General features: G+C 45.7%; 29 protein-coding genes. 10 read left to right on the top strand and 19 right to left on the bottom strand.

All coding sequences use genetic code 11. The features are described from left to right. Window positions 1-102 precede the first annotated feature (102 nt). The 10 genes from JJQ94_RS10480 to JJQ94_RS10435 all read left to right on the top strand — a co-directional run bounded on the left by JJQ94_RS10480 (window position 103) and on the right by JJQ94_RS10435 (window position 9090). Window positions 103-522 carry a VOC family protein gene (locus JJQ94_RS10480; RefSeq protein ID WP_099031065.1) on the top strand — a complete coding sequence of 140 codons (420 nt, stop codon included), beginning with the start codon at window positions 103-105 and terminating at the stop codon, window positions 520-522. 13 nt (window positions 523-535) lie between these two features. Then, window positions 536-1657, top strand: a complete 1122-nt coding sequence (locus tag JJQ94_RS10475; RefSeq protein ID WP_099031064.1) for an alkene reductase — start codon at window positions 536-538, stop codon at window positions 1655-1657. After that, window positions 1654-2205, top strand: coding sequence for a YbhB/YbcL family Raf kinase inhibitor-like protein (locus tag JJQ94_RS10470; RefSeq protein ID WP_099031063.1), 552 nt, complete (start codon window positions 1654-1656; stop codon window positions 2203-2205). Before JJQ94_RS10475 ends, JJQ94_RS10470 begins: the two co-directional genes overlap by 4 nt. A gap of 2 nt (window positions 2206-2207) precedes the next feature. Further along, window positions 2208-3146 carry a polysaccharide deacetylase family protein gene (locus JJQ94_RS10465; protein WP_099031062.1) on the top strand — a complete coding sequence of 313 codons (939 nt, stop codon included), beginning with the start codon at window positions 2208-2210 and terminating at the stop codon, window positions 3144-3146. A gap of 12 nt (window positions 3147-3158) precedes the next feature. Further along, window positions 3159-3677 carry an ester cyclase gene (locus JJQ94_RS10460; RefSeq protein WP_099031061.1) on the top strand — a complete coding sequence of 173 codons (519 nt, stop codon included), beginning with the start codon at window positions 3159-3161 and terminating at the stop codon, window positions 3675-3677. Window positions 3678-3837: 160 nt separating this feature from the next. After that, the gene (locus JJQ94_RS10455) at window positions 3838-4791 is read left to right on the top strand and encodes a tyrosine-type recombinase/integrase (RefSeq protein WP_099031060.1); all 954 of its coding nucleotides are present in this window, start codon (window positions 3838-3840) and stop codon (window positions 4789-4791) included. An 18-nt stretch (window positions 4792-4809) separates the two neighbouring features. After that, entirely contained in the window at window positions 4810-5424 is a 615-nt protein-coding gene (locus tag JJQ94_RS10450) for a hypothetical protein (protein WP_236596584.1), read from the top strand. After that, window positions 5346-6347 (top strand): ABC transporter permease, encoded by a 1002-nt coding sequence (locus tag JJQ94_RS10445; RefSeq protein ID WP_236596583.1) that lies wholly within the window; start codon window positions 5346-5348, stop codon window positions 6345-6347. Before JJQ94_RS10450 ends, JJQ94_RS10445 begins: the two co-directional genes overlap by 79 nt. Window positions 6348-6415: 68 nt before the next feature. Beyond that, entirely contained in the window at window positions 6416-7786 is a 1371-nt protein-coding gene (locus tag JJQ94_RS10440; RefSeq protein WP_099031059.1) for a sigma-54-dependent transcriptional regulator, read from the top strand. An 8-nt stretch (window positions 7787-7794) separates the two neighbouring features. Then, window positions 7795-9090 carry a sensor histidine kinase gene (locus JJQ94_RS10435; protein ID WP_236596582.1) on the top strand — a complete coding sequence of 432 codons (1296 nt, stop codon included), beginning with the start codon at window positions 7795-7797 and terminating at the stop codon, window positions 9088-9090. A 161-nt stretch (window positions 9091-9251) separates the two neighbouring features. On the opposite strand, the gene JJQ94_RS10430 is transcribed toward JJQ94_RS10435, so the two are convergent. The 19 genes from JJQ94_RS10430 to JJQ94_RS10345 form a co-directional block, all read right to left on the bottom strand. Next, on the bottom strand, window positions 9252-10340 hold the full coding sequence (locus JJQ94_RS10430; RefSeq protein WP_236596581.1) for an NAD(P)/FAD-dependent oxidoreductase: 1089 nt from the start codon (window positions 10338-10340) through the stop codon (window positions 9252-9254). Between the two features lie 2 nt (window positions 10341-10342). Beyond that, entirely contained in the window at window positions 10343-12283 is a 1941-nt protein-coding gene (locus JJQ94_RS10425) for a LodA/GoxA family CTQ-dependent oxidase (protein ID WP_099031057.1), read from the bottom strand. Window positions 12284-12572: 289 nt separating this feature from the next. Then, window positions 12573-13583: a phage late control D family protein gene (locus JJQ94_RS10420; protein WP_099031056.1), complete on the bottom strand. Its 1011-nt coding sequence runs from the start codon at window positions 13581-13583 to the stop codon at window positions 12573-12575. A gap of 1 nt (window position 13584) precedes the next feature. After that, a complete protein-coding gene (locus tag JJQ94_RS10415) occupies window positions 13585-13800 on the bottom strand; it encodes a tail protein X (RefSeq protein WP_010378405.1) in 216 nt (71 codons plus the stop codon). A 25-nt stretch (window positions 13801-13825) separates the two neighbouring features. Next, the gene (locus tag JJQ94_RS10410) at window positions 13826-14257 is read right to left on the bottom strand and encodes a phage tail protein (protein ID WP_099031055.1); all 432 of its coding nucleotides are present in this window, start codon (window positions 14255-14257) and stop codon (window positions 13826-13828) included. A 14-nt stretch (window positions 14258-14271) separates the two neighbouring features. After that, a complete protein-coding gene (locus JJQ94_RS10405) occupies window positions 14272-17430 on the bottom strand; it encodes a phage tail protein (RefSeq protein ID WP_099031054.1) in 3159 nt (1052 codons plus the stop codon). A 124-nt stretch (window positions 17431-17554) separates the two neighbouring features. Continuing rightward, entirely contained in the window at window positions 17555-17680 is a 126-nt protein-coding gene (locus JJQ94_RS24310; RefSeq protein WP_017218950.1) for a hypothetical protein, read from the bottom strand. Between the two features lie 5 nt (window positions 17681-17685). Continuing rightward, entirely contained in the window at window positions 17686-17943 is a 258-nt protein-coding gene (locus tag JJQ94_RS10400) for a phage tail assembly protein (protein WP_010378399.1), read from the bottom strand. A gap of 3 nt (window positions 17944-17946) precedes the next feature. Further along, window positions 17947-18456, bottom strand: coding sequence for a phage major tail tube protein (locus JJQ94_RS10395; protein ID WP_010378397.1), 510 nt, complete (start codon window positions 18454-18456; stop codon window positions 17947-17949). Continuing rightward, complete coding sequence (locus tag JJQ94_RS10390; RefSeq protein WP_099031053.1) at window positions 18456-19619, bottom strand: phage tail sheath subtilisin-like domain-containing protein; 1164 nt, start codon at window positions 19617-19619, stop codon at window positions 18456-18458. Before JJQ94_RS10390 ends, JJQ94_RS10395 begins: the two co-directional genes overlap by 1 nt. A gap of 116 nt (window positions 19620-19735) precedes the next feature. After that, complete coding sequence (locus JJQ94_RS10385; protein ID WP_017218947.1) at window positions 19736-20071, bottom strand: GPW/gp25 family protein; 336 nt, start codon at window positions 20069-20071, stop codon at window positions 19736-19738. A gap of 9 nt (window positions 20072-20080) precedes the next feature. After that, a complete protein-coding gene (locus JJQ94_RS10380; RefSeq protein ID WP_099031052.1) occupies window positions 20081-20278 on the bottom strand; it encodes a hypothetical protein in 198 nt (65 codons plus the stop codon). Window position 20279: 1 nt separating this feature from the next. After that, on the bottom strand, window positions 20280-20969 hold the full coding sequence (locus tag JJQ94_RS10375) for a phage baseplate assembly protein V (RefSeq protein WP_099031051.1): 690 nt from the start codon (window positions 20967-20969) through the stop codon (window positions 20280-20282). Then, window positions 20966-21544, bottom strand: a complete 579-nt coding sequence (locus JJQ94_RS10370; protein WP_099031050.1) for a hypothetical protein — start codon at window positions 21542-21544, stop codon at window positions 20966-20968. The genes JJQ94_RS10375 and JJQ94_RS10370 overlap by 4 nt, the downstream gene beginning before the upstream one ends. 78 nt (window positions 21545-21622) lie before the next feature. After that, window positions 21623-21838 carry a tail fiber assembly protein gene (locus JJQ94_RS10365; protein ID WP_099031049.1) on the bottom strand — a complete coding sequence of 72 codons (216 nt, stop codon included), beginning with the start codon at window positions 21836-21838 and terminating at the stop codon, window positions 21623-21625. A gap of 2 nt (window positions 21839-21840) precedes the next feature. Then, on the bottom strand, window positions 21841-22518 hold the full coding sequence (locus JJQ94_RS10360) for a hypothetical protein (protein ID WP_099031048.1): 678 nt from the start codon (window positions 22516-22518) through the stop codon (window positions 21841-21843). Between the two features lie 9 nt (window positions 22519-22527). Then, window positions 22528-23280, bottom strand: coding sequence for a phage tail-collar fiber domain-containing protein (locus JJQ94_RS10355; protein WP_039496166.1), 753 nt, complete (start codon window positions 23278-23280; stop codon window positions 22528-22530). Next, on the bottom strand, window positions 23280-24389 hold the full coding sequence (locus tag JJQ94_RS10350) for a phage tail protein I (protein WP_099031047.1): 1110 nt from the start codon (window positions 24387-24389) through the stop codon (window positions 23280-23282). The genes JJQ94_RS10355 and JJQ94_RS10350 overlap by 1 nt, the downstream gene beginning before the upstream one ends. Beyond that, window positions 24382-25290, bottom strand: a complete 909-nt coding sequence (locus JJQ94_RS10345) for a baseplate assembly protein (protein ID WP_236596580.1) — start codon at window positions 25288-25290, stop codon at window positions 24382-24384. The genes JJQ94_RS10350 and JJQ94_RS10345 overlap by 8 nt, the downstream gene beginning before the upstream one ends. Window positions 25291-25661 lie beyond the last annotated feature (371 nt).

Here is a 25661-nt window from a genome sequence, read left to right as displayed (position 1 = left end):
TTGTGAAAAGTAATTTTATATAAAAGCCAATTATCAAATATTAATAAACAAATAGACTGTTCTCAACGCATAAATCGCTAACACCAATGGAGGTAACACACCATGCAGTTAGATCACTTTTTGTTTAGAGCAAATGATATGGCAAAGATGGCAACCTTTTTTGAGCAAGTGCTTAGGCTTAAAGAAGGCTTACGTCCACCTTTTCCATTTCCAGGAAAGTGGTTCTATGGCGACCAACAGCAACCTTTCATTCATCTGGTTGAACAATCACCACATACCCAAGCACAGGCTAAATACCTTGGCTCTGTGCAAACCGCAAGCATGGGTACTAGCAACATAGATCATATTGCATTTCGTGGTGACGATTATCCAGGGTTAATCGCCCGACTAGAGCGTTTTGGCGTTCGCTACGTGGAACGAGATGTCCCCGTTAGCAATGAGCATCAGGTTTTTATCTTTGCACCTGAATCTCTAAAAATTGAAGTGCTGTTTCCACGCCACATCAACTCACTTGTCCAATAATTAGGAGAATACTATGTCTGATCCATTGTTATTTACGCAGAAAAAACTCGGTAATTTAATCTTACCAAACCGCATTTTGATGGCACCAATGACCCGCTCGCGGACAACACAACCGGGAGATATTCCAAACCAGTTGATGGCAAGGTACTACGCCCAACGTGCTTCGGTAGGGCTTATCATTAGTGAAGCCACACAAATCTCTTGTCAGGGCAAAGGGTATTCATTTACTCCCGGAATTTATACTGCTTCGCAGGTTGCAGGATGGAAGGAAATCACTCATGCAGTACAGCAAAAAGGTGGCCGTATTTTCTGTCAGCTTTGGCATGTCGGCCGTATGTCTCACTCGACTTTTCATGAAGATGGCCAACCCGTCGCTCCCTCAGCACTCGCGCCAGACGCGCAAGTGTGGGTGGTCAATGAAAAAGGAGTGGGTGAAATGGTCGATTGCCCGACACCACGTGCACTGGCAACCCAAGAAATACAGAGCATAGTCGAAGATTATGTCCATGCGGCTGAGAATGCCATGATAGCAGGGTTTAATGGCGTCGAGATCCACGCTGGTAATGGCTACTTAATCGACCAATTTTTACGCCGCAGCTCTAATCAACGTCATGATCAATATGGTGGCTCGAAGGAAAACCGAATTCGCTTTGCGGTTGAAGTTATCACCGCGATTAGCCAAGCAATTGGACCTGAAAAAGTAGGGATCCGATTAGCGCCTTTTATTACTCAACGTGGCATGCAAGACGAAGAGGCCATTGATACTATTTTGCTCGCCGCGGAGCACTTTAACCGCTTAGGCATTGCCTATGTGCACTTAGCAGAAGCGGACTGGGATGATGCACCGGTCGTGACGGAGAGTTTTAGGCAAGCACTAAGAAGAAAATTCCACGGCGCCATTATTGTGGCGGGAAATTACGAACCAGAGCAAGCCGAAGCCCTTATTGAACAAGGTCTAGTTGACTTTGTGGCTTTTGGTCGCAAGTTTATCTCCAACCCAGACCTCGTATACCGCCTAACTCATCAATTGCCTTTGAGTCCAATCAACCCTGATGCGCCTTTGTTTGGTGGTAGCGAGCAGGGCTACACCGACTATGCAGATTTTCAACAATTAAGAGCAAAAGGTGCAATATGAAACCATTATTACTGAACTTATCCCTAGCCTCCATGGCATTACTCGGTGCAACCAATGCAATTTCAGCACCTGAGTTTACACTAGAAAGCCCAGATCTTGTTGCTGAACAATCTATTCGGCCATTTCAATACTGGGATCAATTTGGCTGCGAGGGAAACAGCACACGGCCAACCTTAGTTTGGTCAAATGCACCTATACACACCAAGAGCTTTGCGGTGACGTTTTACGATCAAGACGCGCCAACTGGCAGCGGATTTTGGCACTGGCAAGTGTATAACCTGCCCAAAGACACGACTAGGCTTGCAGAAACTTTACCAAGCCAAGCCATTGAAGGTAATACGGATTTAGGAAAGCCTGGGTACTTTGGCCCATGCCCGCCTATTGGTCGCAAACATAAATACACCTTTACCGTGCATGCACTAGATGTAGATACACTCCCCGTGCCAGCTGGTGCAACAGCACCACTTACTGGATTTTTTATCCACCAGCATAGCTTAGCGCAGGCAACACTTTCTGTGTATGCAGGCCCAAGAGCCGCAGGAGAATAACCATGCGTACCACATTGACCACAAGTATTCGAGCACTACTAACAGCAATCGCCCTGCTTGCAGGCACAGCCCAAGGCACCGAAGTAGAGTCTGGCCATTACTGGCCTGATGATGCTCAATTGGTGATCTCTATCTCCATGCAGTTTGAAGCAACCGCACAAGACCAAAGCGATCCCGGGCCATTTCCTCAGCAAGAAGCGGGCTATCCCGACACCGTCGCTCCTACTTGGTATCAGTATGGCATGAATGAAGGGATCCCAAGATTGCTTAATCTTTGGGACAAACACAACATCAAAGTGACGTCCCACATGGTAGGAAAAGCTGCTGAGCTCAATCCTGAACTTGCCAAAATGGTGGCTCAAAAAGGGCATGAAGTTTCAGGTCATGGACAAAACTGGACACCACAATACTCGATGACACCCGAAGAAGAACGTGCATCTTATATTCACAGTGCAGATGTGCTTGAAAAAATCACCGGCCAAAGACCAAAAGGCTTTAATGCATTTTGGATGCGCCATTCTGAGCAAACTTTAACTATTTTGCAGTCCCTTGGATTTATCTATCATATTGATGACTTATCTCGGGATGAGCCTTCGTTTACCCCGGTCAATGGCAAGCCTTTCGTAGTTGTACCCTACACCTTTAGAAACAACGATATCGTGCGCTACGGTGGCAGCTCCGCAATGACAGCAAAAGCCTATTTGCAAGAGTTAAAGGACGAGTTTGATGTGCTTTATGAAGAAGGAAAATCCCAGCGCCGTATGATGTCTATCAGCGCACACGACAGGCTCGCAGGCAGCCCTGCTCGCGTAAAAGCACTTGACGAATTTATTCGCTACGCTAAATCGCATCCAAAGGTTAAGTTTATGCGCAAAATAGACATAGCGAAATGGACCCTAAAACAGCAAGACGTACCAACCAACCCAGAACGCGTGTTTTAGAGGTGCTAGGTAATGATTAAACATGCTTTAATTTTAACGCTAAGTGTCAGTGCGACTATAGCATTAGCAGCACCCAATGAGGAGTTACCCGTAGCAAAGGTTGCGCAAATTTGTGACTCAGCACAATGTCAAATAGCCGCGAATGCCGCATTGCAGTACGCTGCTTTTTGGCACAGTGGAGACACTAAGTTTGCGAGACAGGCACTAAGTAACACATTTACTGATATGACATTACCAAGAGGTAGAAAGCAAGGCTTGAAAGGCGTGCTAGAAGCCTCATCAGGATTTCGTCGCGCAGTGCCAGACCTGAAAGCAGAAGTCGAACATTTACTAGTCAGTGGTTCATTTGTCACGGTACGACTACGTTTCTTTGGACACTTCAGCGGCCAATTTGGTGAGCACCAAGGAGCAGGTCAAGCCATTGATTTCCGAGCTGTCGATGTTTACTACGTTGATGGTGAGAAAATTACTAAAAATTGGCATCTAGAAGACTACCATACGCTCTTTGAACAAATGCAGATTAATGAATAAACAATTATTGTCATAATACCGAGGCTCCGATTTGGAGCCTATTTAACAACACGCTTGTATTCTACATTCCTTTAAATCCATTGATTGTATACTGTTTTTATCAACAATCTGTTCTAATACGGTCACTAAATTAGGTATTAGCAAAAGTAGACTTATCGCGGTGCAATCAATAAACCAACTTTCTCAACAGTTCATTTCCCTGTGTAAAGATAAACGTAAACTCTCAGATCACACCTTGAAAGCATATCAAATTGACTTAAAGCAGTTTATGCAAGCACTTGATGAAAATAAAAGCATTAAAGATATTAGCAAAGTAGACTTATCGCGGTTCCATCAATTTCTGGTTGATTCCGAGCTATCAAACACATCAATAAAGCGAAAAATGGCGTGTGTAAGGGCCATGTTCCAATGGCTTGAACGTGAGGAATTCATCGAGCTTAATCCTTTTCATAAATTTCAGCTAGACATTAAGCTACCCAAAAGATTGCCAAGAAACGTACCACACTCAGACTTGAAACGCTTGCTCAAACAAGCCAGAAAAAACTGTAAAAGCTTATGGATAGAGTCATCAAACACATATAGTGTCAGTCAAAAGCGTCTGCTAAATGAATTTACTTCACTCATCGCTTTAGAACTTATGATTAGCACAGGGATCCGAGTATCTGAGCTTGCTGGAATTTGTTTAACTGACATCTATATCAACGAAAAAAAGATTAAAATCTTAGGTAAGGGAGCCAGAGAACGATTTGTGTATCTCACCGACCAAGAAATAGCCAAATTACTCAAGAACTATATTGAAAGCCGTACTATTTGCTCACCCAGTTGCAATTATTTACTGATTAATAGCCGCGGGGAGCCCGCCTCAACGCAGTTTTTACGCAAACTGATCAAGAAACTCAGCCAACAAGCATACACCCAACTCAAAGTCACTCCACATATGCTAAGGCACAGTGCTGCATGCGAACTACTTGAATCAGGCCTCGATATTCGCTTCGTTCAACGGTTGCTCGGACATAGTAGTATCTCAACCACGGAAATTTATACCCATGTTACCGACAATGCTCTGCAAAAGAAGATCACTAAAGCCAATGTAAGGAAACGAATTGCTAGTTAGTAAGGATAACTACTAATTATGAATCTCAATTCACACTATTCGTTAGAAAGAGTTGTGAGCTCTAAAGATCAAAAGTATATCGAAGGATTATCGATATACTCTAGGTACACACACCCTGCTCTTAGAACGGAAACTAATACAATTACTTATTGGCTAGATAACTATAACAAAAAGTTTGATGATGAGTTCCATGTCCTTGTTTTTTCAAATAATGAAATAGTTATTGGCTATACTCAACTAACCTATTTTGTTGAAGAAAATATAGTTGTTATTGACTATATATCCATAGATGAAAGATATAGGAAGAACAATACCTTTTTTGAGTTTGCAGATCAGCTTGCCCAGTATATTGAGAGTAAATTTCCCAGCTCAAGCTTTTCCGTTGTAGAGCTAGCCTTGATAGATCAGCCTTATCATCAAAGTGATAATTTTGAGTTGATGAAAAAACTACTAGGCATGATTGGATTTTATGAGTTGGATCTTGATTATTGGCAATTAGAGCTTTCAGCTAGCAATCATGAAAGCAAGGTTCCTGCACGTTTGATACTGAGCATTTGTACTATGTCCGTATCGATGGCAGTGCCACAGAAATCGATAACTTTGAGCTTGGCAAACAAATCAAACAGCTTTTAGCCAATCAAGCGAGCATCGCATCGGTATCGGCAAGTTATACTTCGCCTTTGCAAATGGGATGGCAAAATTATTTGTATGACCAAAATATTGCGCTGATCGGTATCGTCAGTTTGTCCTTTTACGACGAAGACGGTTTCACTGCGCTTTCACTACCACTTGAGCAAGGAAGCCGGTTTACACCAATCATGGCCTCAGGCTCAGACAACAATGAAATAATTCTCTCGGCCTCACTCGCTAAGCGTTTGTACAAAGATGAAAATCCAATCGGTCAAACCCTCTATGCTGACAGAGAGGTGCCAAGAAAAGTGGTTGGGGTTGTGAGTGATATTTACGTGCCTACGGGCAACCGAGGCTATACCCTAGAGCGCTATTACTTGCCGGTCACTGAAGGCAGCACATCCTTTATTATCAAAGGGAATACGGAGCTCTCTAAAGCTCAATTAACTCATGCACTCAAGGTCATTCATCCGAGTCTAAACTTTGCTTTTTTTGAGCCTGTAGATGACATGCTCACCCAGAGGTTAAGACAAACTTGGCTGCAAGCAATGTTGACTGTCGCCCTATTAGCCCTTACTTTAAGCCTAGCTGGTGCTGGGATCTACGGCGTGCTCAACTACAGTGTACAAATGCGTCGCTATGAGCTTGGCATTCACTTGTCGTTGGGCGCACATACACACAAACTGATAGCACAAGTGCTCAAGCAGAGTCTAACACCGGTAATGATTGGCCTTGGAGTGAGTGCATTAACCGTTGCACTCGGATATGGGATACTGACAAAGATAAGCACAACAGCTATTTCCGTGAGCTGGTTCGCCGTTATTGTGACAATCCCTATCATGCTGCTGATTGCGCTCATCGCAAGCTATTTACCGGTGCAAAGGGTGATAAGGCAAGATCCCATTAAAGCGCTAAGAAACGAATAAGTTAATAATAACAACAGGAATGAGTAGGCAGAGCGTGGCGTGTAAACTCTCTTTGCCTACAACACACTATGCAAGGTTCAATTTTAATCGTTGATGACAAGGCCGATATCCGCCTTAGCTTACAGTTTTTACTAAAAAACCACGGTTTTACCATTTTCCAAAGTAGTAGTCTTGATTGTGCCGCTAAGCAGCTCAATGCGCACGAAATTGATATTGTACTGCTAGACATGAATTATGAATTAGATACAACATCCGGCGATGAAGGTCTCTCTTTTTTGAGTCAGTATGCAAGTCAAAGCAGCGCAACCTTTATTGCGATGACCGCTTGGTCAAGCGTCGAGCTTGCCGTCGAAGCCATGCAGCGCGGTGCCAAAGACTTTTTTGCCAAGCCTTGGGACAACCACGCTGTGGTAATGATGGTGAAAAAGCATTTAGGGCTAAAGCAAATCGCTGCAAAACAACAACCTGCTTCCTCCCAACAAACCACAGCTAAAATAGCGCCAAATGTAGACCATGCTGATGCGTTACTCTGGTTAAGCCCAACGATGCAAGCGCTAAAAAGCCAACTTGATCGCATTGCCAAAACCAAAGCGAATATATTGCTTAGAGGGGAAAATGGTACGGGAAAATCACAGATTGCCAGCTACATCCACCAGCAAAGTAACATCACAGGCAACTTCGTGAGTACCAATATGGCGGCTATTCCAGAGTCACTGTTTGAAAGCGAAATGTTTGGCCATGTGAAAGGTGCGTTTACTGACGCTAAACAGGATAGACAAGGTCGTTTCTCAATGGCTGAGCAAGGAACTTTATTTTTGGATGAGGTCGGCACACTCACAGAGCCTCAACAAGCGAAGCTCCTACGAGTGTTAGAAACAGGGGAATATGAAGCTGTTGGCTCGAGCAAAACGCAGCATGCAAGCTGTAGAATTATTAGCGCAACTAATGCAGATTTAGAGTCGCAACAACAAGCAAGTCAATTTCGTAGTGACCTGTATTTCAGACTAAATACAATGGAGTTTGAGATCCCACCACTGCGCTTGCGTCGCACTGAGATAATTCCGCTGGCCAACTTTTTTATTCAAAAGCACGCAACGGCCTATGAATTAGAGGTAAAACCCTTGTCTCACGCGGCACAAACAAGACTACAAAGTTACTCATTCCCAGGTAATATCCGTGAACTTAGTCATATGATGGAACGTGCGATTTTGCTGTGTGATGGCACTGAAATTGAAGAAAGCGCGCTTTCTTTAAAATCTGTGGCAACCACAGAGCAGAGTGAGCCCGAAATGATGACGCTAGATCAAGCCGAGCAAAAATTGATTAAAATGGCGCTGTGCCAATGCCATGATAATGTGGAAGATGCTGCGGTTTTACTTGGGATCAGTAAAAGTGCGCTATATCGTCGCCTTGATAAGTTCGATATCAAAACGCGATGAACTTGCCTATGAAAAAGCCTAACTTTGAACAGGCTATCGAGATTTTTTGTCTAGTTATTTGGTTGCTATTCACCGTGCTCAGCGCTTTTTTTATGGTCATCCTTAAGGTTTCAACACTCAGTGTTATCACCTACTTTGTCCTTGTACTTTGTCCGCTCGCACTGCTGCTGTATCATTTTAAACAGCGCCTGATACAACCTTTTTATCACCTCTCAACCACCATAGAGGCGATTAAAAACGAAGAGTATGGACAGCGCTTTTACACCTCTGACAGCTCAGGCATTCTTCACAGTTTGCAGCAAGAAACACAGCAATTATGTCAGCAGCTGCAATCATTCAAATCAGAGCGAGACCACCAAGCCATATTACTGTTTAGACTCATTGAGCAACTGCCCAGCCCCATCGCAATTTTCGATAACGACACTGCACTGGTGCATGCCAATGAAGCCTTCTCAAATTGGATTGGCAAACCATGGCAAAGCCAGCGTTTGTTAAAAGCGCATAAGTTTAGCCTTGAGTATCATAGTGGACATTGGCGCTTTAACCATCCCACCCTAGGTGATGAGTGGCAGCTTCGCTATAGCGAGCTTACCATTGCAGGCATGCAGGCGCACTTCGTGATCCTAACCGATGTGCAAGCGGTTGTCAGTCAAGCTCAGCGCGACGCTTGGCAAAAAATGATCAGAGTACTCAGCCACGAGATTCATAATTCTCTCTCGCCGATTAAGTCACTTGCTCAAACCTTGATAGAAATTCCCACCACGCAAGAAAATCAAGCCGATTTTGAACAAGCGCTTGGCGTGATTGTGCAGCGCAGCGATGGCCTGATGTCATTTGTTAATCGCTATGCAAGCGTTGCAAAACAGCATCAACTGCATATAGAAGCGATACCCATAAGTGACTTACTAACGCCGCTCGTAGGGCTTTTCGACAATCGCGTGAGATTAACCATTGAACAGGACTTTACGCTGCAAATTGATCAAAGCTTACTTGAGCAGGCACTTGTAAACCTGATTAAAAATGCCTTGGAAGCTGGGGGTGAGAGCAATGCTGTTTGCGTCAACGCATATCACAATCATAAATTTGCAGGTATTGAAGTACTCGATGAAGGTCATGGAATAAAGAATGCTGACAACTTGTTTGTACCTTTTTACACAACTAAAGCAGCGGGTAAAGGGATTGGTCTCATCTTATCTAAAAATATTGTTGAGCAGCATAACGGAAAACTGAGCTTAACCAATCGTAAGGATGCACAAGGCGCAATTGCCCATATTCAGCTTCCACTGATGGCAGCAAGTGCGTGAGTGTTCACTGCCACTTCTAAGCGACATTTATTCAGACATTTTAAGCATCGCAATCAACTGACGGCCAGCGGCAATGGTATTGGTTTCACCACTATAGATGTTGTCGCATTCTTTCGATTCAAACACTTCTTTAATCCAAACAAGTAATAATAAGTGACGTGTTAACCGATTAACTTTGACCCCTCGTAAAAGTGCTGTCGATGCTCAAGGTAGCGCATCCACACTCTATCCATTTGCGACTGATATAGTTTGGCACCATGTTTGTAATCCATGCCGTGCAACAGCAGCATATCCGCAAGTTGCATGCTGCTGGTCATGGCATGCAACATGCCTTGCGAAGAGAGCGGATCAAAACTCATGCTCGCATCACCCACCGCATACCAGCCTTTTGCTGCGCAACTATCCAAACGGGCCGAATTTGCACTTACCATTGGGCGCAGGTGTGCTGTTTCTATATTCACCAAGTCCACTAAGGTGTTAAATCCCCTCACCTGCTTTACTTTGGCCAAAAAATCTCGAGCGTTGGTGATGTTGCACTTTCTGATCGCATCAGCGCAAGCCTGCCAAGAAAACACCCGAGGCTGCATATTAGGGTCGAGTGAAGAGCATGCCGAGCTCGGCGCACTATACCACCAGCCATTTTCTTCATCGCTTATCACCGCAAACTGTTTCGTAGTGGCAACCTCTGCGGTAAGCCACAGTGCCATTTGCTTATCAAACTGTTGTAGTTTTGCACCGAGTCGCCTCGCCAGATGACAGGCGCGACCGGTGGCATCAATAAGCAGTGTTGTCGTGATAGACATGTCAGTGTCGCAGCCTTCAACCCTAACTTGCCACCCTGATTGTGCTTGCACCACATCAGTGAGCTTTGTAGAAGATAACAAAGGGATACCACGAAGCACTAATTGATCACGAAGCTGCTGTTCAAAATGCTGCCGATGAATGTGCCACCCCAAACCATCGGGGTTTTTAACGTTATCCACTATGGTAGGCGATTCACTACCCCAAAACGAAATCATACCGTGACAAGTGAGATGTTCCGGGCTTTGTAGTAAGTGCAACAAGTTAAGCTTTTTGAGAATTCTAGACGCCGCTGGCGGTAAACACTCGCCCACTTTGTCTTTAGCTGCGGCGAGCTTATCGACTACTATCACCTGATAGTGAGGATGCAAAGCAAGTGCAGCAATGCATCCTGCAATGCCTGCACCTACAATTACAATATCCGATTTCCTTTCAGCCATATTAGCCATTATTATCTGCGATTCCGGCGATGTGCTTTGTCGGTTTGTGACAAATCAGGGCGACAATCTCGCATGCTTTCATTACTGCTTGCTGTCAGCAGTTTTTCTGCTTTGTGATCCGCTTTGGCTGGTGTCAATCCTACTTGCATGGTGGTTGGAAAACCAGTTACGCCTTTTTCTGTTTTCGGTAATACCACCGCCAATTGACCAAACCCAGTGATCATACTGTTGATCTGCTCAATATAGTTGGTTGAAGGGCCTATCGGTAAATCGTTTAGCCACAGCTCCCTGTCATTAAATGCTGCTTGTCGCTCTGCAAATGGCTTAGTTTCATCGACTACCCGGTGATAATTTTGCTCGCTAAGCATATTATTTGGCACTCGTGCAGGCCAAAAGGTCGGTAAATAAGGGTCGTAAGCTTCATTGTAGCCATCGCGACAACTGGCGGTGTCTGTTTGCCAAGGAATGGCCATCCAACGCGTAATGCCACCAGCAACCTGCCCCGTTTTTAACGGCCCGCTCGAATGCAGCGCGATTTCTGATGTCATTTCCACGCCATAATTGGTGCCGTGGGTCGGTGCAGTATCTTCTGAATGCTTAAGACGGAAAGCCTCGCTATACATGCCCGCTGTACGCATTGGCCAAGTCATTTCACATCCAGGGTGGAAAGCATCCGCTAAACAGAACTCCATCGCCGCTTTAGTTAACATCTCTGGTTGCTCAGCAACCGGAATTTCATCAATGCTGGTTGGGGGGCGATAACAAGGGTCGTAATCAGAATCAAATTCGCCATTCGACCACTGCTGTAACATATTCAACTGAATTTCTGTCAGGGTGACAAACTGCCTTGGCGAGTCATCGGCATCTACACTCATCGCATCGCCGTACAACCAAGGCCACAACTGCGGTGCGGTAGCGGCAAATTTAGGATCCCAACTATGTTTTTCATCCGCCGTGGTGACTTTTTCTATCTGTCTAAAGTTATTAAAGAGATTACGTCTTGCTTCTTGCCATGTGCGTGAGTTGTCATTTAAACGGCTGATCCAAGTCTCTGAAGTAAAATCAAATGGGCTATTCCAGCCAAACCCTGCGGCAAATCCCGCATTAACCCATTGTAAATCGGTTAACCTTTGGAAAATTGGCAGAATGTCTTTACTAAATGAAGGCTTACCCTTAGGTGCAGGTAGCATCTTGGCATCAACTGCAACCTGACGCATTAGATCCCACATGGTTCGCGGAGATTTTTGCATTGGCGCGTAATCTGGTGGCGCACAAATAACCCATGCAGGCTTCACATCAAGTGCTTTGCCTTGATATTTCACCTCAGCGGTTATTGGGCCGTCCGAAGTATCATCGTACCAACCTTCATTATTACCGAACGTGATCGCCTCATGGCCTTGAGGATTCTCTGACACCCCATGTCCACCTAGCATAAGTAAACGGCCTTTATCATCGGTACGCATTTCGCCTAAGTAAACTTTTTTACCGGCAAAGTACCCTTCAAAGCGACTACAATCTCCCCCAGAAGCAGCACCACTGATCTGCTGCGCTCCACCATCAATGAGCAAGCTAGTACGGTCATTTACATTGAGGTTGCGCAGTAAACTCGGCTCGGCTTCTACCGCCTCTGGAATATCTAACGCTAATTGAAACTCATACCAAGATGCTTTTTGATTAGCCAAGCGAGCATGCCAAATGATAGAAGCGCCATCGTCGCAAGTGAGTTCTTTGACGATGTTGCCCTCGGCGTCCAATCCATAAATACGAAAACGCGCGGCTTGGCGCTTCAACGCTCCCGTGCTATCGCGATAGTAATTCATGTCTCTTGGAATGGCGGTATCGACCTCAGGGCCAATAAAAAATTCATCTGGGCTGTTACCAACTCGCATTACTCCAATGGGTGGGTATATCGCAGCTGAAACAATGGGGTTTTGATTGCAGTGATGTGACATGTTGTAATCCTTTTTGCAGTGGTTCAAGTCATGAAGCATTACTGCAGTGTAGAAGCTATTTCTGACTTACACCATTACATCGAATTACAGGCAGGAAAGAGGCCAGAGCCTCAAAATGAGGATGGCCCACATGGAGAAAGGGTGATATCTCATCTGTGATGGATGAGATAAAAGTACACCCTGTGCGGGACACAGGGAGAAAGGAAAAATTAAGGAAGGAAGCGCTCAATGGGATAATCACTGACGCCTGGTATAAAAAATGTGGGATTTAACTTGTACTAGCTCAAACTTAACCTAATGCTTCGCATACTAAATAGCTTTTAAAGCCGGCGTGATTAATTACATGCTTGACCTCACAGACAAACCAGTCACCGTTAAGATTATCGTCAACCTCTTCGATAGTTATCACGCCACCTGCTAGTAAGTTAGGGTCGCCAACCACACAAAGCTGCACACTAGTATGCGCTCGATTTAAACGCTGTAACATGGCCGTCGCCGCGGTTTGTGCTTCGGTTTCATTAGGATAAACGTAAGAGAGTGTCGTGTTAGGTGAACCGCCACCGACACTTACCAATGTTTTTTGCGCTAACGCTTTATCGTAAAAATAAGCCTGCACCCCTTTGACTAACTTGTTGTGGTTAGCATTAAGCTGCCATGAAACCAACTGCTTTTTACTGACCGTCACGCTAGGTAAAGCTTGGCCAGTTAACGACTTTCCAGTGCCTTTAGCCATAAATATAAGCTTGTCATCCGCAATCTTCATGATTGCATCAAACTGCACGGCAAGCTTGCTCAGCAATTGCATATCGCTTTCGCTTTGCTCAATGTGCGGTATTTCTCGGCCCTGAAAGGAATTACCTATTTTTGCCTGTAGTCCATACTCACCAGCAATGTCTTGGATAAGTTTGTCCAGCATCAGCGGCTCATCCTTACCCTGCTCTGGCCACGAGCGTATTTTTAGCGCTTTAAAATCTTGATCCCACAGCACTTTATTACCATAAAATGTCAACGAGCGATTGGGGCCAGTCAACTCATAAGCGCCCACTTCGAAAATACCTAATTTGGTTGAAGGAGCACTCTGATCTTTCGTGCCTTCTTTATATCCCATCGCAATTTCTAGTTGATCCGTTGGTGCGGGTAAGGCAATGGGCGCGTCAGCTAAATTGTCAAATCGTACATAGCAGGTATCACTCGCCAACCCTGTGCGTGTCGTAACACTGAGCTCAGCCAAGCGGTTCTTCAGTGTTTTTGATACCTCATTGCCATTTGCTTTTATAGAGTAATGCGGTTGTAAGTCCATATTAATCCCAAATATTGATCACTTTAGACACAGTAGGTTTAGCGATTTCGGGAAGAAAAATACTGATCTGCTCCGAATAAATTGGCCCAAGTTCTGCCAAGCCATGATTGGCTTCTAGCACCTTTTCTACCATGCCACTACTGCGGCCATAGTGTTTAAAACAGATGAGATCGAGACAATCGCCATCTCGTGTAATATAAGTTACCCCTTTGCTCATAATGACTCCTTAGTACCCAGCGCGCTTAATAGCGGCTGAGCTCCATTGAAAATTGGATTTCTCGTGGGATCCCATCATTGAAAAATAAGGTCCGCGTTTCACTTATCCGTTTGATGACCCACTTACCCATCACGCGCCCTACGCTTGGACTAGATTTCCCACTTTCTTCAACATAGCCTAGCGTCATCGGCTCCCCCTTGGCGGCTTCATCTCTCATCATGTCTAACTGCTTCAAGCCGTTATCCACTATTTGCGGGAAGATCACCCCTTCAATATTTAAGGTTTGCTCTCCTACACCAATAAATTGCAGCGGCGGAGAGTCCTTATCAGTCTGAGATTTGTGGGCTTCCCAGCGATATTGAGAATCGTACTGGAGCTTATTAAACGCTGCGGTGCTTACTGAAAACTTGTAGTCTCCCAGTTGCATCATATGTTTAGCATGATTAACTTTGCTCATTTAGTCCTCTATCGTTATGCCACTTGATTGTAATATCGAGCACTAAGCTCTTGCTCTGCTTGTTGCTGCTGCTGATCCAACATTTGCTTCACTTGCTGCGCAACCTCATAAGCCTGTTGGCCATCTTTTGCATTGACAGTAATATTGGCGTTCACCGTTACCGATGCAACGCCCGGTTGCGGCGCCGATGAATATTCAGATGCTTTATTCGCACTCACATTCAGTTGATTTAAACTATTTGGATCTGGTGCTTTACCCTCATTGGTAGCTGATGTTTTGTCATCGCTAAACCAACCTTTAATGGCATCACCAACCATGTTGTTGGTAAGGTAACCCGCCATAGGGGCCGCCATTCTTACATAAGGGTTTTTGCTTTTTGACAGTGCACCGGATACGGCATCAGCAGAAAACATACCGCCCAGCGTGCTACCAATGCCAGCCGCTTTTTCTCTAACAGAAAGTCCATCATTATTGAGCGTTTCCCATACCGTGTGTGCGTTTAGCGCTCTGCCTGCCAAATCACCCACCTTGCTGACGCCGTGAATTTTACCGGTTGTCATCCCCTGATTAGCAGCAAACGCAGCAGCCGTGCCTGTAGCTAAATTCAGCTCATTAATGACATTATTTTTAACAAAGTCGAGTGCGTTATTTTTTGTTGCTTCACTGTTTTGAAGCGTACTAATCGCAGCCGTTTTGCTGTCTGTTTGCGCAACGTTTTCATCGCCTTTTGATAACCAACCGCCGAGGGTGTCGCTAATTAAGCCCAGCGGCCCCATGGTGGCAAAACTCGTTGCGCTATCGAGCAAGCGCTCTGTCACCGAAGGGCTCGAGGTACCTGACGCTGAGTCCTGAGTATCGTCAGAGAACCAACCACCAAGTTTGTCACCAAACCAACCACCGATTGACTCACCGCCCATCGCGCCGAGTGCACCACCGACTAAGCCACCGATTGCAGTGCCAACCACAGGAACAACCGAGCCAATTGCCGCGCCTGCAGCGGCGCCAGCGAGTGCGCCGCCTGCGCCACCCGCAGCCGCTCCAACCTGAGTGGTTTTTTCTTTAGTCGTTAACGTGTCATCAGTTAATGCCGTGAACGCATCGAATGCCCCTAACGCCACGCTAAGCGGTGCAGCCGCACGCCCAAGTAACTTTTTAGACCCCTTGAATAACTGACCAAGTTTGCCACCTTTAGCTGGAGAGAAACTGCCAAGCTTTTGATAACTAGCATCATTTGCGGCAGCCATCATTTTGACTTTTTTGGCTTTTGCTTTGGACTTTGGTTGCGATGCTTGATTATCTAGCTGTGCTTTTACGCTGGGGGCTTTCCCGCCGTCCAACAGTTTCAAAGCGGGTTTATTAGCGCTTCGTTTGTTGATTTTGCGCGGCTTGTGCTCGCGCTCCGCCGACGTTTCTTGTTTATCCGCTAGATTAGAAGACCTAGCTCGCTTGTTACGCTTTCTGCCTCGCTTCTTGCGTCCTTTTTTACGCGTAGATTTCTTCTCTTCAACATCACTTTCTAACTCAGCAAACGACTCAGATAAATCATCGCTAATACCGTCAAATCCAAACTCACCAAATAAATCTGGTAAGCTGTTGGTAAGAGAAGATAGATCTCCCTTGAGAACGCCTTTTAAATCAATATTGGAGAGTAGATCAGCGTGTTGCTCTAGTACACTTGCCGCATCGTTTAGCCCAAATGCACTCAACAGTTCAGGTCCTGCGCTTACAAGGGACTTGATGTCGCCCCCCAAAATCGCGTCGACATCTAGTTTTTCTAATGCCGGTAATGCGCCTTCGAGTACGCCAGCTGCACCGTCTAATTCAAATGCCTTTAGTAATGAAGGACCTGCCGCCATAAGGCTCGATACGTCACCGCTGGCAATTTGCTTGAGATTCAGTTGTTTTAAGCCAGGAATCGCAGCTTGTAGCTTATCCGCAGCATCGCCAAGTTCAAATGCTCTAAGCACTTCAGGTGCGGCATCCACTAAGCTGCTCAGCTCACCATCCATTAAGCCCTTAAAATCGAGTTTTTCAGCGATAGGAAGAACTGAACCAAAAGCCTGTGACGCACCTTCCATATCCAATGCATCTAATAATGCCGGAGCACTTTGTAGCAACGACTGGATATCACCATCTGCAATTGCGCCCAAGTCCAATTGTTGTAGCGCTGGCAAAGCCGCAGATACCGAGCTTGCGGCACCATCAAGTCCCGCCGCCTCAAGTAAGTTTGGTAACGTTGCGGCCAACGACCCCAGCTCACCATTAGCAAGCCCGGCTAAATCAAGTTGTGCAAGCGCCGGTATTTCTTGCGCAAGAGTTTGGTTTAATGACTTAAGATCAACGGCTTCTAGCAAGCTTGGTAAAGCCTGCTGCAAACTTTGTAAATCGCCTTGAATAAGTCCTGGAATATCCAATTGGTTCACAGCTGGCGCAAACTGCGTTACCACATTTGCCGCATCGTCAAAGCCAAATTGAGTTAATAACGCAGGAGCAGCTTCTGTTAGTGAACCAAGCTCTCCTTTGAGTACCTCTGCAAACTCAATATTGCTCAACAAATTGCCTGTTTCGAGCAGCTGCTTTGGCAAAGCAGCTAAATCTAAACTCGATGCAAATTCCGGCAAAGCTTGACCCAATGACGCTGCATCTAGGCAAAATTGCTGCTGAGCATCGATTACAGATTGGCCTTGCTTGGATGCATTTGTTGCCGCAGTCACGGCTGGTGCAACGGAAATTGCGTTAAAAAGTGAAGGCACGTGTTCGGCTAATGCCGCCAATTCAACTTGTACCGTTTGGCTTGCGGCGCTGAAATCCAGTTCTGCAACCCGTTCAGACAAGCCGCTTATCGCATGCTTTAGAGAATCGGGCAACGCCAACATGACCTGCTCAGCCTGCTGAACCAGCTGGCTACTAGGCACAGCATTTTCACCAGTGGCAGGTGCCTGAAATTCAGGTACTGAGAACGGAGCCTGTGGACTTAACACCGCGCTGGCATTAAGTTTAGTCATGATGGAGATTAATTGCTGGATCTGCGCACTAGTCGCAGAATTGGCGTTGAGTTTTGCAACTAGACTACCTAAATGTGCAACTTGGTTAGCAAGCGAAGTTACCTGCGGCAACTTATTTTTGACTTTGTTCGCCTCTCGTGAACGAACCTGTTTACCTTGTTTTGTCATGGCGTTACCTGAGGAAGATAGAGAAAAGTGAAACGCTTTAGCTTAAGCAGAGGCCTAAGCTAAAGCGTCTAAAAGTACGGAAATACGCCCCTTAAAGGGTTAAGGGGCGGTTGCGGTTATCGGTTTAGCCCGCTTCTGTCGCTTGTTTGTAATCAAGCGCTGCTTCAAACCACTCGATGAGTTCGTCTTCGGTCAGCGCGTTGAGTTCGGCCAAGCCCCAGCCAGTATATTTGGCCAGAGCGATAACCATGGCTTTTAAGCGCTTTGGCGGGACACGAGAAAAGCTTGTAGCGTTTCTCGCAGCTTCACAAAATCACTCCAATCAAGCTCTTCGATGATATCTGGAGAAACTTCGCATAAGTGCGAGAAATAACGAATTTCGCTTTCAGACTCACTGATATCCGCTCTATCCACCATTAACCGATCGCGTACTTTTGGTCGTCTCATTGTCAGTTCTGCATACTCATGCCCATCGACCGTAATTGGGAATGCTAAGGTAATGATTTCTTTCATGGATTAAGCTCCGATTGCTGCGCGAAGTGCTGCCATTTGGTCCTTACCATTAACGGTACGAACGTCGTTGTATAGGTCAATTTCGTAAATCACATCTTGACCGATCTGTAGCTTGTACTTCTGAATTGCATATTGCAGCGTAAGCTTAGCTTCCTCGCCATCTTTCCAGCTGCCCATATCCACTTCTTTGAAGAAGCCTTCAAGCGTTACCACCACTGGTACTGGCGCTTCGCCTTGCGCTTGGATAGCACCACGAGCCGTTAATGGCGTTGTTGCACCGCTCCAATCGCCAAGTAGCTTCATCATGTCAGCGTTGTATTCAAGTAACGTGATTGTGCCTTCTAGCTTTTCAAGTTGGCCAACATCAAGCTCAACCGGCGCTTGGAAACCCGACGTAACTTCGCGAGTTTTTACGGTTACTTTTGGTAGCTGGATTTCATCAGCGATACCTAGATAGCCTTTACCGTCTACAAACAGCTTGAATTTTTTAAGAATTTTTGGAGAGATTGCCATTATACGATTTCCTCTAGGTAGTTGTTAGTTAGAATACTCTTGAAGGTGATGTGCTCAGCCGGTGTTGGCGGCGTGAAATCAAAGCTAAAATACACTTTACCCGCTTGAATATTGGCCGGTGTGTTTAACTCTTCATCAGCCCAAATTTGACCGCCAAGAATTGCACCTTGTGCTTTTAAGCTATCTAGGTATGACTGAACACTTTGCGTAACATCTTCGATGTAAGTTTTGGTGATATTGCGGTCAACTGCCCACATGTGCGCACGCAGGAGTGAGTCGTTGATCATATCTGCAGTACGTACCACTGACAGGAATGCCCATTTAGGGTCGTCAGAACAAGTACGGTTGCCCCACAACTTAAAGCCGTTTTGACGAATAATGGTCGAAACATCTTTTTCGTTCAGCATATTCGCACGCGCGTTGGCATCGCCCAGCTGGAAGTCGATAGGACGTGCAGTTGCCACAATACCGTTCATATTGGTATTACTCGGACTCCACCAAAAGCCTCGGTCGTTGTCCGACTTTGCAATCATGCCCGCAACACGTGCACTTGCAGGTTCAACTTCTGTTTTGCCATCGCGGAATACTTTGACATGAGGGTCAACAACGAACACGCGGCGCGAACCGAAATCTGCACGATATGTTTTTGCATCCTCATCGTTTGTATTTGGACCATCTGCGATGATAACCGCACGAAGACGCTCAGCCACATTCACAAGTTCAGTGATAACTGGGTTACGATTACCTTCAGGGCGTTGATGCGCATAACCTGGTGCCACAAGAATACGTGGTGTTACCCCAAGTACTGACTCAGCACCAAGGAAAGCTTGTACACCCTCATAAGAACCGTCTGCTGCCACACCGCCAACCATGTTCGACATGATTGCCGCTTCATCAGCACCATCGACACGAACCACAACGACTACCGCACCAGCTTGGTCAAAAATACCGTCCATTGCCGCAGGTAGTGTTCCTTCTGTACCCAACGGTGCAGCTTCAGCACGTTTACCAGCAACCAATACTGGTGTGTTAAGTGGAAACTTTTCTGGATCTGCACTAGGTGCAGTACCAATCACACCAATTACTGAGCTTTTTACTGTTTTGATTGGACGCGTGCCGGATTGCGCCTCAATGACTTCTACACCGTGTAGAAATTTTGACATAGTTATCTCCTTTAAAGACATGTCAGTTAGAGAATAAAAAAGGCCATACAAGCTGCCTTGTATGGCCTAGGGTCTGTTGACCTTATACCTAACGGATAAGGTGGATAAAAAATGACTTAGATTTGGATACCCTCGATGGTGACAGGCTCCCCGTTGATTAAATACAATCCTTTTATTTCGATAGACAACTTGCCCTCTCCTGCTGGGTGTACTGCAACACCATCAAGTTGAAAACGTGGTTCCCATTTCTCCAGTGCATTGGCGATGGTCATAGTAATATCCCCCACCAGAGAGTGAGAAAAAGGCCTATCTACAAGCTCATATAAGCCGCAGCCATAATCGCGTCGCATCACGCGACTACCAAGCGGTGTGGTCACAATATCGCGAATACTCTGTTTTAGATGCTCAACACCACCGAGCGGCTTGCCCGTTTTGGCATTCATTCCTATCATGACGACTCCTTAAGTCACTTTGTAAATTCCCGCGCTGGAGCCTCCTGATACAGGAACCTCCGCAGCCTGAGTCATATGTTCAACTACGGCTTTAGCAATCGCAGTAGCCAGTTTGCCAGCTCCTGCATGCGCACCTGCCAACACAAAACCCTCAGCTTCAAGCTCCGCTTTGATCATGTTTTCTAATACATTTGCATCTAATGCCATGTCACTTCCCCGCTGTAACTGTAGATGAGCCGTCACCATGTGGGCTGCCAGTAAAATGACAAACATGTGCCGTAGTCACACAAGGTGAGCCACCATTTAAGGCAATACTTGCTCCTTCAACACTGACATCGCCCCCCGCTTGAACAGAAGCACTTCCATCACACATCAAAGTTGCATCTTTTGCACTCAATACAGTCGCATTAGCTTGTGTTTCTACTCGGATGTCTTTGGCTGTTGTAATATTCAACGTCCCAGCTGAAAGCACATCCACAGTGGCATCCGCTCCTTGAATATCAATCAAATAACGATGACTCTTTCGGTCATACGTGATGGAGCTACCATCTTGATATTGAACCTTATGAACATCAGGGCGATTTTCAGGCGTTACTCCCAATTGTTTTGGCGCAAATTTTTGACTATACAAACTGCCAAGAACTACTCCCTGGGAAGTATCTCCACAGGGAGATAACACCATCACTTGCTCACCAACTTCAGGTGCTTGCCAAGTCATATCATGAGCAGCTTGCGCCGTTAGCCAAGGTAACTTTGCCGTGATCCAATCACCCATTTTGACCTTGACGGTCGCCGTTTCGTAGTCCACTTCATGCACCGTTCCTAGGCTAATTAACTTAGTGAGACGCTGCTGTAGGTCGGACATGGCTAAGTCTGAAAAATGTTGATTGGCTATCACGCTATCGGTCCTTCTTCTGGGGTTTTGTAAATTAAGCGATGCTCGCCACCATGCGGGCCAAGATACACTTCTGTTACCTCAACACCGGCCTCCTCGGGGTACTCAACTTGGTAATAAAACTGCCAAGTCAGCGTCGCCTTAGCAAGCATTGAATTGACTTGGTTGCTATAACTAAAACTGCTTTTTTCGCATATAAAGTGTTGCCAAGGGACGGGCGTTTCATCCTTTATAATCGAAGCCTCAGCGGCACTGACCAAGTTATCCAACCGCGCCATCAACGCCGAGGTATCAGCCTCTTCAAGCGCCAGTTCAAGCTGCAACGTCATCACTCGTCTGTCGAGTGCATTTGGGCTCAGGTTTTTATTGTACGCAGGCCCATAAGTCACGCCTTTGTCGGCGCCTTTCGCTTGCAGTTCACTGGCTTGTCGCTCAGCGATTGGGATAAGGATAAGCTGTGCACGCTCTGTTAAATCCGGTTGTGGCTGGCTTGCTTTTAGTAAATCAACTTGAGCAAGCTCAGACAGACCGGCACTCAGGCACGCCAACACCTTAGCTATCAAGGTTTGTCGATGCATAATTGTGCTCTCACATTATAAATTGGCTAGATTGAAAAGCCGAAGATGGACGAAACGCCCGAAAGAAGGTTAGAGATTTTAGAGTTCAGGTTTTGCCGGCCAAACCACTTGATCCGGAGATTCAGACTGGTTAGGCAAATTTCTTAATTGTGTTCGATAATCGTTGAACTCTGCACGTTTGCTTTCACTAAGTGGAGAATCTGATACTTGCGTCCAATCTGTTTCAACGAGTAGTCGGTTTCGAATATCTCTGATTTCATTCCATTGCTTTTGTGTAAATAGTTCATTTTCCATAATTAATTACCTCGAATATATCTATTAGGAACAACGCTGTTATGCACTTCAGTTATCGGCGGTAGGTAATAATTTGTGTCACCAATTTTTTCGACAACTTGTGTTTCGGCTTCGATTATTGATCGCTTAGAATATCGACCAGAGGTATAGAGTAGATACGAATAACCTCCTCGCAACCAAATAGAAGACGTATAAGGTGTAGACGCACCTAGCACTTTCGCAACAAAAGGATGAACTGAGAATGCGTGCACCTTTTGAATCGCAAAGTGGAAATCTCCACCGCTTGACCAATTCTGTAGTTGAACCTGAAACTCTAATAACCCCTTACTGTTCCCATCTAAATGAACGTACCTTTCTAGGCGTACATCAAGCATTTTTGGGTGATGAAAGCTAAGAGCATAAAATGTGTTTTCATCTAGGTGTTTGAGATCAATGATTTCTTTCGATGAATCGCCTTCTAGACGTTTGCTAAACCTATCATCTGCGTTTTCTCTAAATTCTGAAAACTGCGTCTGTGCCGTGTTAATAGCTTGAGAAGTTTGGCTTTTAACATCTGTCACCGTTTCCGATAAAGTACTTTGAATAATTCCAACCTGATCTTCAACCGTTTGGCACAGTGCATTGGCACGTGTGGCAACCTGGCTCAGGCGCTCCGTCATGGTTAAATTGTCATTTGACATAGTGTTTCCTTATTGATGCTCAAGATTGGTTAATCTAATTTCTTGATTGGTTTGGCGGTTCATGGTGTCTAGCTGTACCGTCGTCACATTGGCAAGTTCTGCGTTAAATAAGCCATGGAATGCTGCTACGCGATTATCTAGCCGAGCGGCATGTGTTGTATCTAATCGTGTCACTTCACTGGTGAGCAATTGTTTCAGCTCACTTAGCGCTGTTTCCTGTTGTTGCAAACGAAATTCCTGTTTGATTTGCCGATGCATCGTATCTAGCTGCGTAAGCGTCATTTCGGCCAGCTCTTTGTCAACAATCAGATTAAGATTGTCGACCCCCAGCTTTACCTCAATACTCTCACTGGGCAGCTGTGCCAAACTTAACGTTAACCACTGTAGTACTTTGACGTCAGGTGTACGGTAGCCAAGTGTGGTGTTGGCTTTTGAGTAAACCCCTAATAAAATCAGCTCCGGCTCACCGCTTGCGTCTACTTCGCCGCTATCTAAATAAACGCCAATTTCTCTGATGGCATATTCAAGTGGTGCGTCGAATTTGCCTGCAATTTTAAGGCTCGTACTTTCACCGTCTTGATAGTCGCTGTCGGCAATCGCTACACGCTCTTTAAGGCTGCGTAGCTCAGTTTGATTTTGAGATGGCGTATAAGCGGCATCGCCAAACGCCATATGGCTGATTTGCCCCTTAAAGCCTCGCGCTTGAGCGCTGAGTAGGGCATCAAGTCCCGCATGAGTAAACTGCAGCGTTAGTGCAGACATTAAGTCGCTCCTTGTAAATGATAATGTTGATATTGAAGTCGGTGCATACCACTGGCGAGTACCATTCCTTGCATTAACTCATCAGGGTGAACGCCCATTCCTTGGCTGGTATGCATTTGTGCATTCAGCTGTTTTGCAACCGCAAAGATACCTAAGCTCGCCTGCGTTTCACTAGGTAAAATGCCTGCGCCTTTGGTATCTAACATTTGATAGCCATAGTGACTTATATGGCCACATGCCCCTAATGCGGCTTTGCCTTGCTCAGGTTTTACCCCTAACCCCAACACTTGGGTATTGCTCAGACCCAAAGGCGCTTTGCCAAGACCAGCAGCACCAATTTGCTCTTTAAGCGCAATACCCAATTGTAAATCAACATGGATAGCACCGCGTTTCACTGCGTTTACCACACGGCGAATACGTTTGAGCATCTGGGAGGTCAACAATCCTTGTTGTCGGTCGTCCAAATTCTGATTAATAAGCGCCCAGATCTGCACAGTGCCAGGCAAGCCATTTTCGTGTTGCCACCATTCCTTGATCTCGGTTTCAATATTGAGACTATCGAGCGCTTTTTGTAGCGCAAATGGGGTTCCCTTGCACTGATGAACCGTGAACGCATCAGTAATGACTTGGCGCTTAATCGCCACAGGCCAATGTTCATCCCACTCATCCACTGAGTAGTTCCAAGCCAAAAAAGGCAATAAAGGCTCAGGGCAAAGCTCTGGTTGCCAAAGACTCGTTAAGAGCAGCCGTGTATCGTTCAGTACACAGGCATCACGCAATTGGGTTCGTGCTTCATCATCCTTGAGGGAGAGTCCACTTAGTCCGACAGTTATCGCTAGCCGCTCAAGTGCATCTCTTGGGAAAAACACTTGAGAGTAAATAATTGGCAGCAACTTATTGCTTGATAAGCGTTTAAGTGTGCTGCGTAAATCAAGGCAACCGACCTCAGTCAACGAGAGATAACGCGAGATTTCCACTAGCTCATCATCGCTGCGCTGCTCAAGTTTTAAGGCCGCTAATAAGCCTGCTCGGATAGTTCGCGGTTTGGCTTGCAGCTCTGCTAACCACTGCTCCAGCCTTGACGCATTATGAGGTAAAAGCTTAGTCATCCTGCCCCCTCACCTTTACTCGCAAATCCATTTGCTGACAATACGCTACCTCAATATCTAGAGGTACAATGTCTTCACTTGGCGACTCCACCCTGATGTTCTCAACACCGGACAAAAACAAAGCGTTGCTAATGCCCGCTCGCGTGATCTGCCGACCAAGCTGACGTCTTTCAGTTAAGTAAGCGTCGAGCGCGGCTGATGCACTGTCCACAATCACCTCAGGCGACGGGCCAGGTAAAATCTCAAGTTCCGCTGCAATGTTAAACGTCAATATCTGCGGCTGCTTGATTGTGACTCTATCGCCAAGCGGTCTCACTTTAGAGGCTTCAGGCTGAGTTGACGATTCAGGGGTAAAGGCGACGTGTAATTTATTCAGCAACTCCGCGCTTAGTGTACCTTTCCCTATTCGACTCAAGGCGGTTAGTTCTATTTCACATGGCCTCGGACTATGAACTTGCACATCGCAAATCTCATTACTCACCGACAATGCATGAAAGCGATAAGAGGCCGCGCTCCCTGCGGTATTCAGTCCATCAAACGCCAGTTGCGTTCTCGATCTTAAACGCTCATCATCCTCATTCCCAAGCCTTGCAACATTAAACCTCGCTGCGATTGCGTCTAAATCACTCCCTGAAGCACTCGCGAGCAAGTTCGCTTCTATTGCGTCATTTAGCATGCTTTGCTGAGTCAATCCTTGATATGCCATGACTTCTAACAATTTAGTCAGAGGTTCACTTTCCAAGTTTACTACTTCTTGGAGTGCATTATCCTTTTGCAGCAATGCTTGCTTTAATGCTTCTAGACGCTGCTCAAAGTTTAAGGGTTTTAATACTTTAGGAATGGGCAACTGCGATAAGTCCAACCGCTCAAATGCCATCATCACCTCCTCGCTTTGCGCCATAAAAAAACCCACAGCAAACACTTGCTTGTGGGCCTTGGAGATTGGAAACCTGTGTGCTTGTTAACTTTCTCAAGCATAGGTGTATCTTACTGATTTTTAGGGAGTAAAACAGGTCAATCCTGACCGGTTTAGAAAATACGCAGCTTTTAAAGTGCTGAGAAGCGATACTCTGAGAGTTCAAAAATAGGGTTCGGAAAGTCCGAATTAATTAGCTCCTGGTTAACTATCCAAATACCATTTGTTTCAAACTTAAGTGGTATGGAAAAGTGACCATCTTTTACATGTGTAGGCATTAACTGAATGCGGCCAGTATCAACACGCTTAAATGGTACTTTAAATTTACAGTCGTCTATTGCCAGTTGCCCTGTGGC

The sequence above is a fragment of the Pseudoalteromonas sp. GCY genome, from assembly GCF_016695175.1.
GTDB lineage: Bacteria > Pseudomonadota > Gammaproteobacteria > Enterobacterales > Alteromonadaceae > Pseudoalteromonas.
This window is presented reverse-complemented; position numbering and strand designations above follow the sequence as displayed.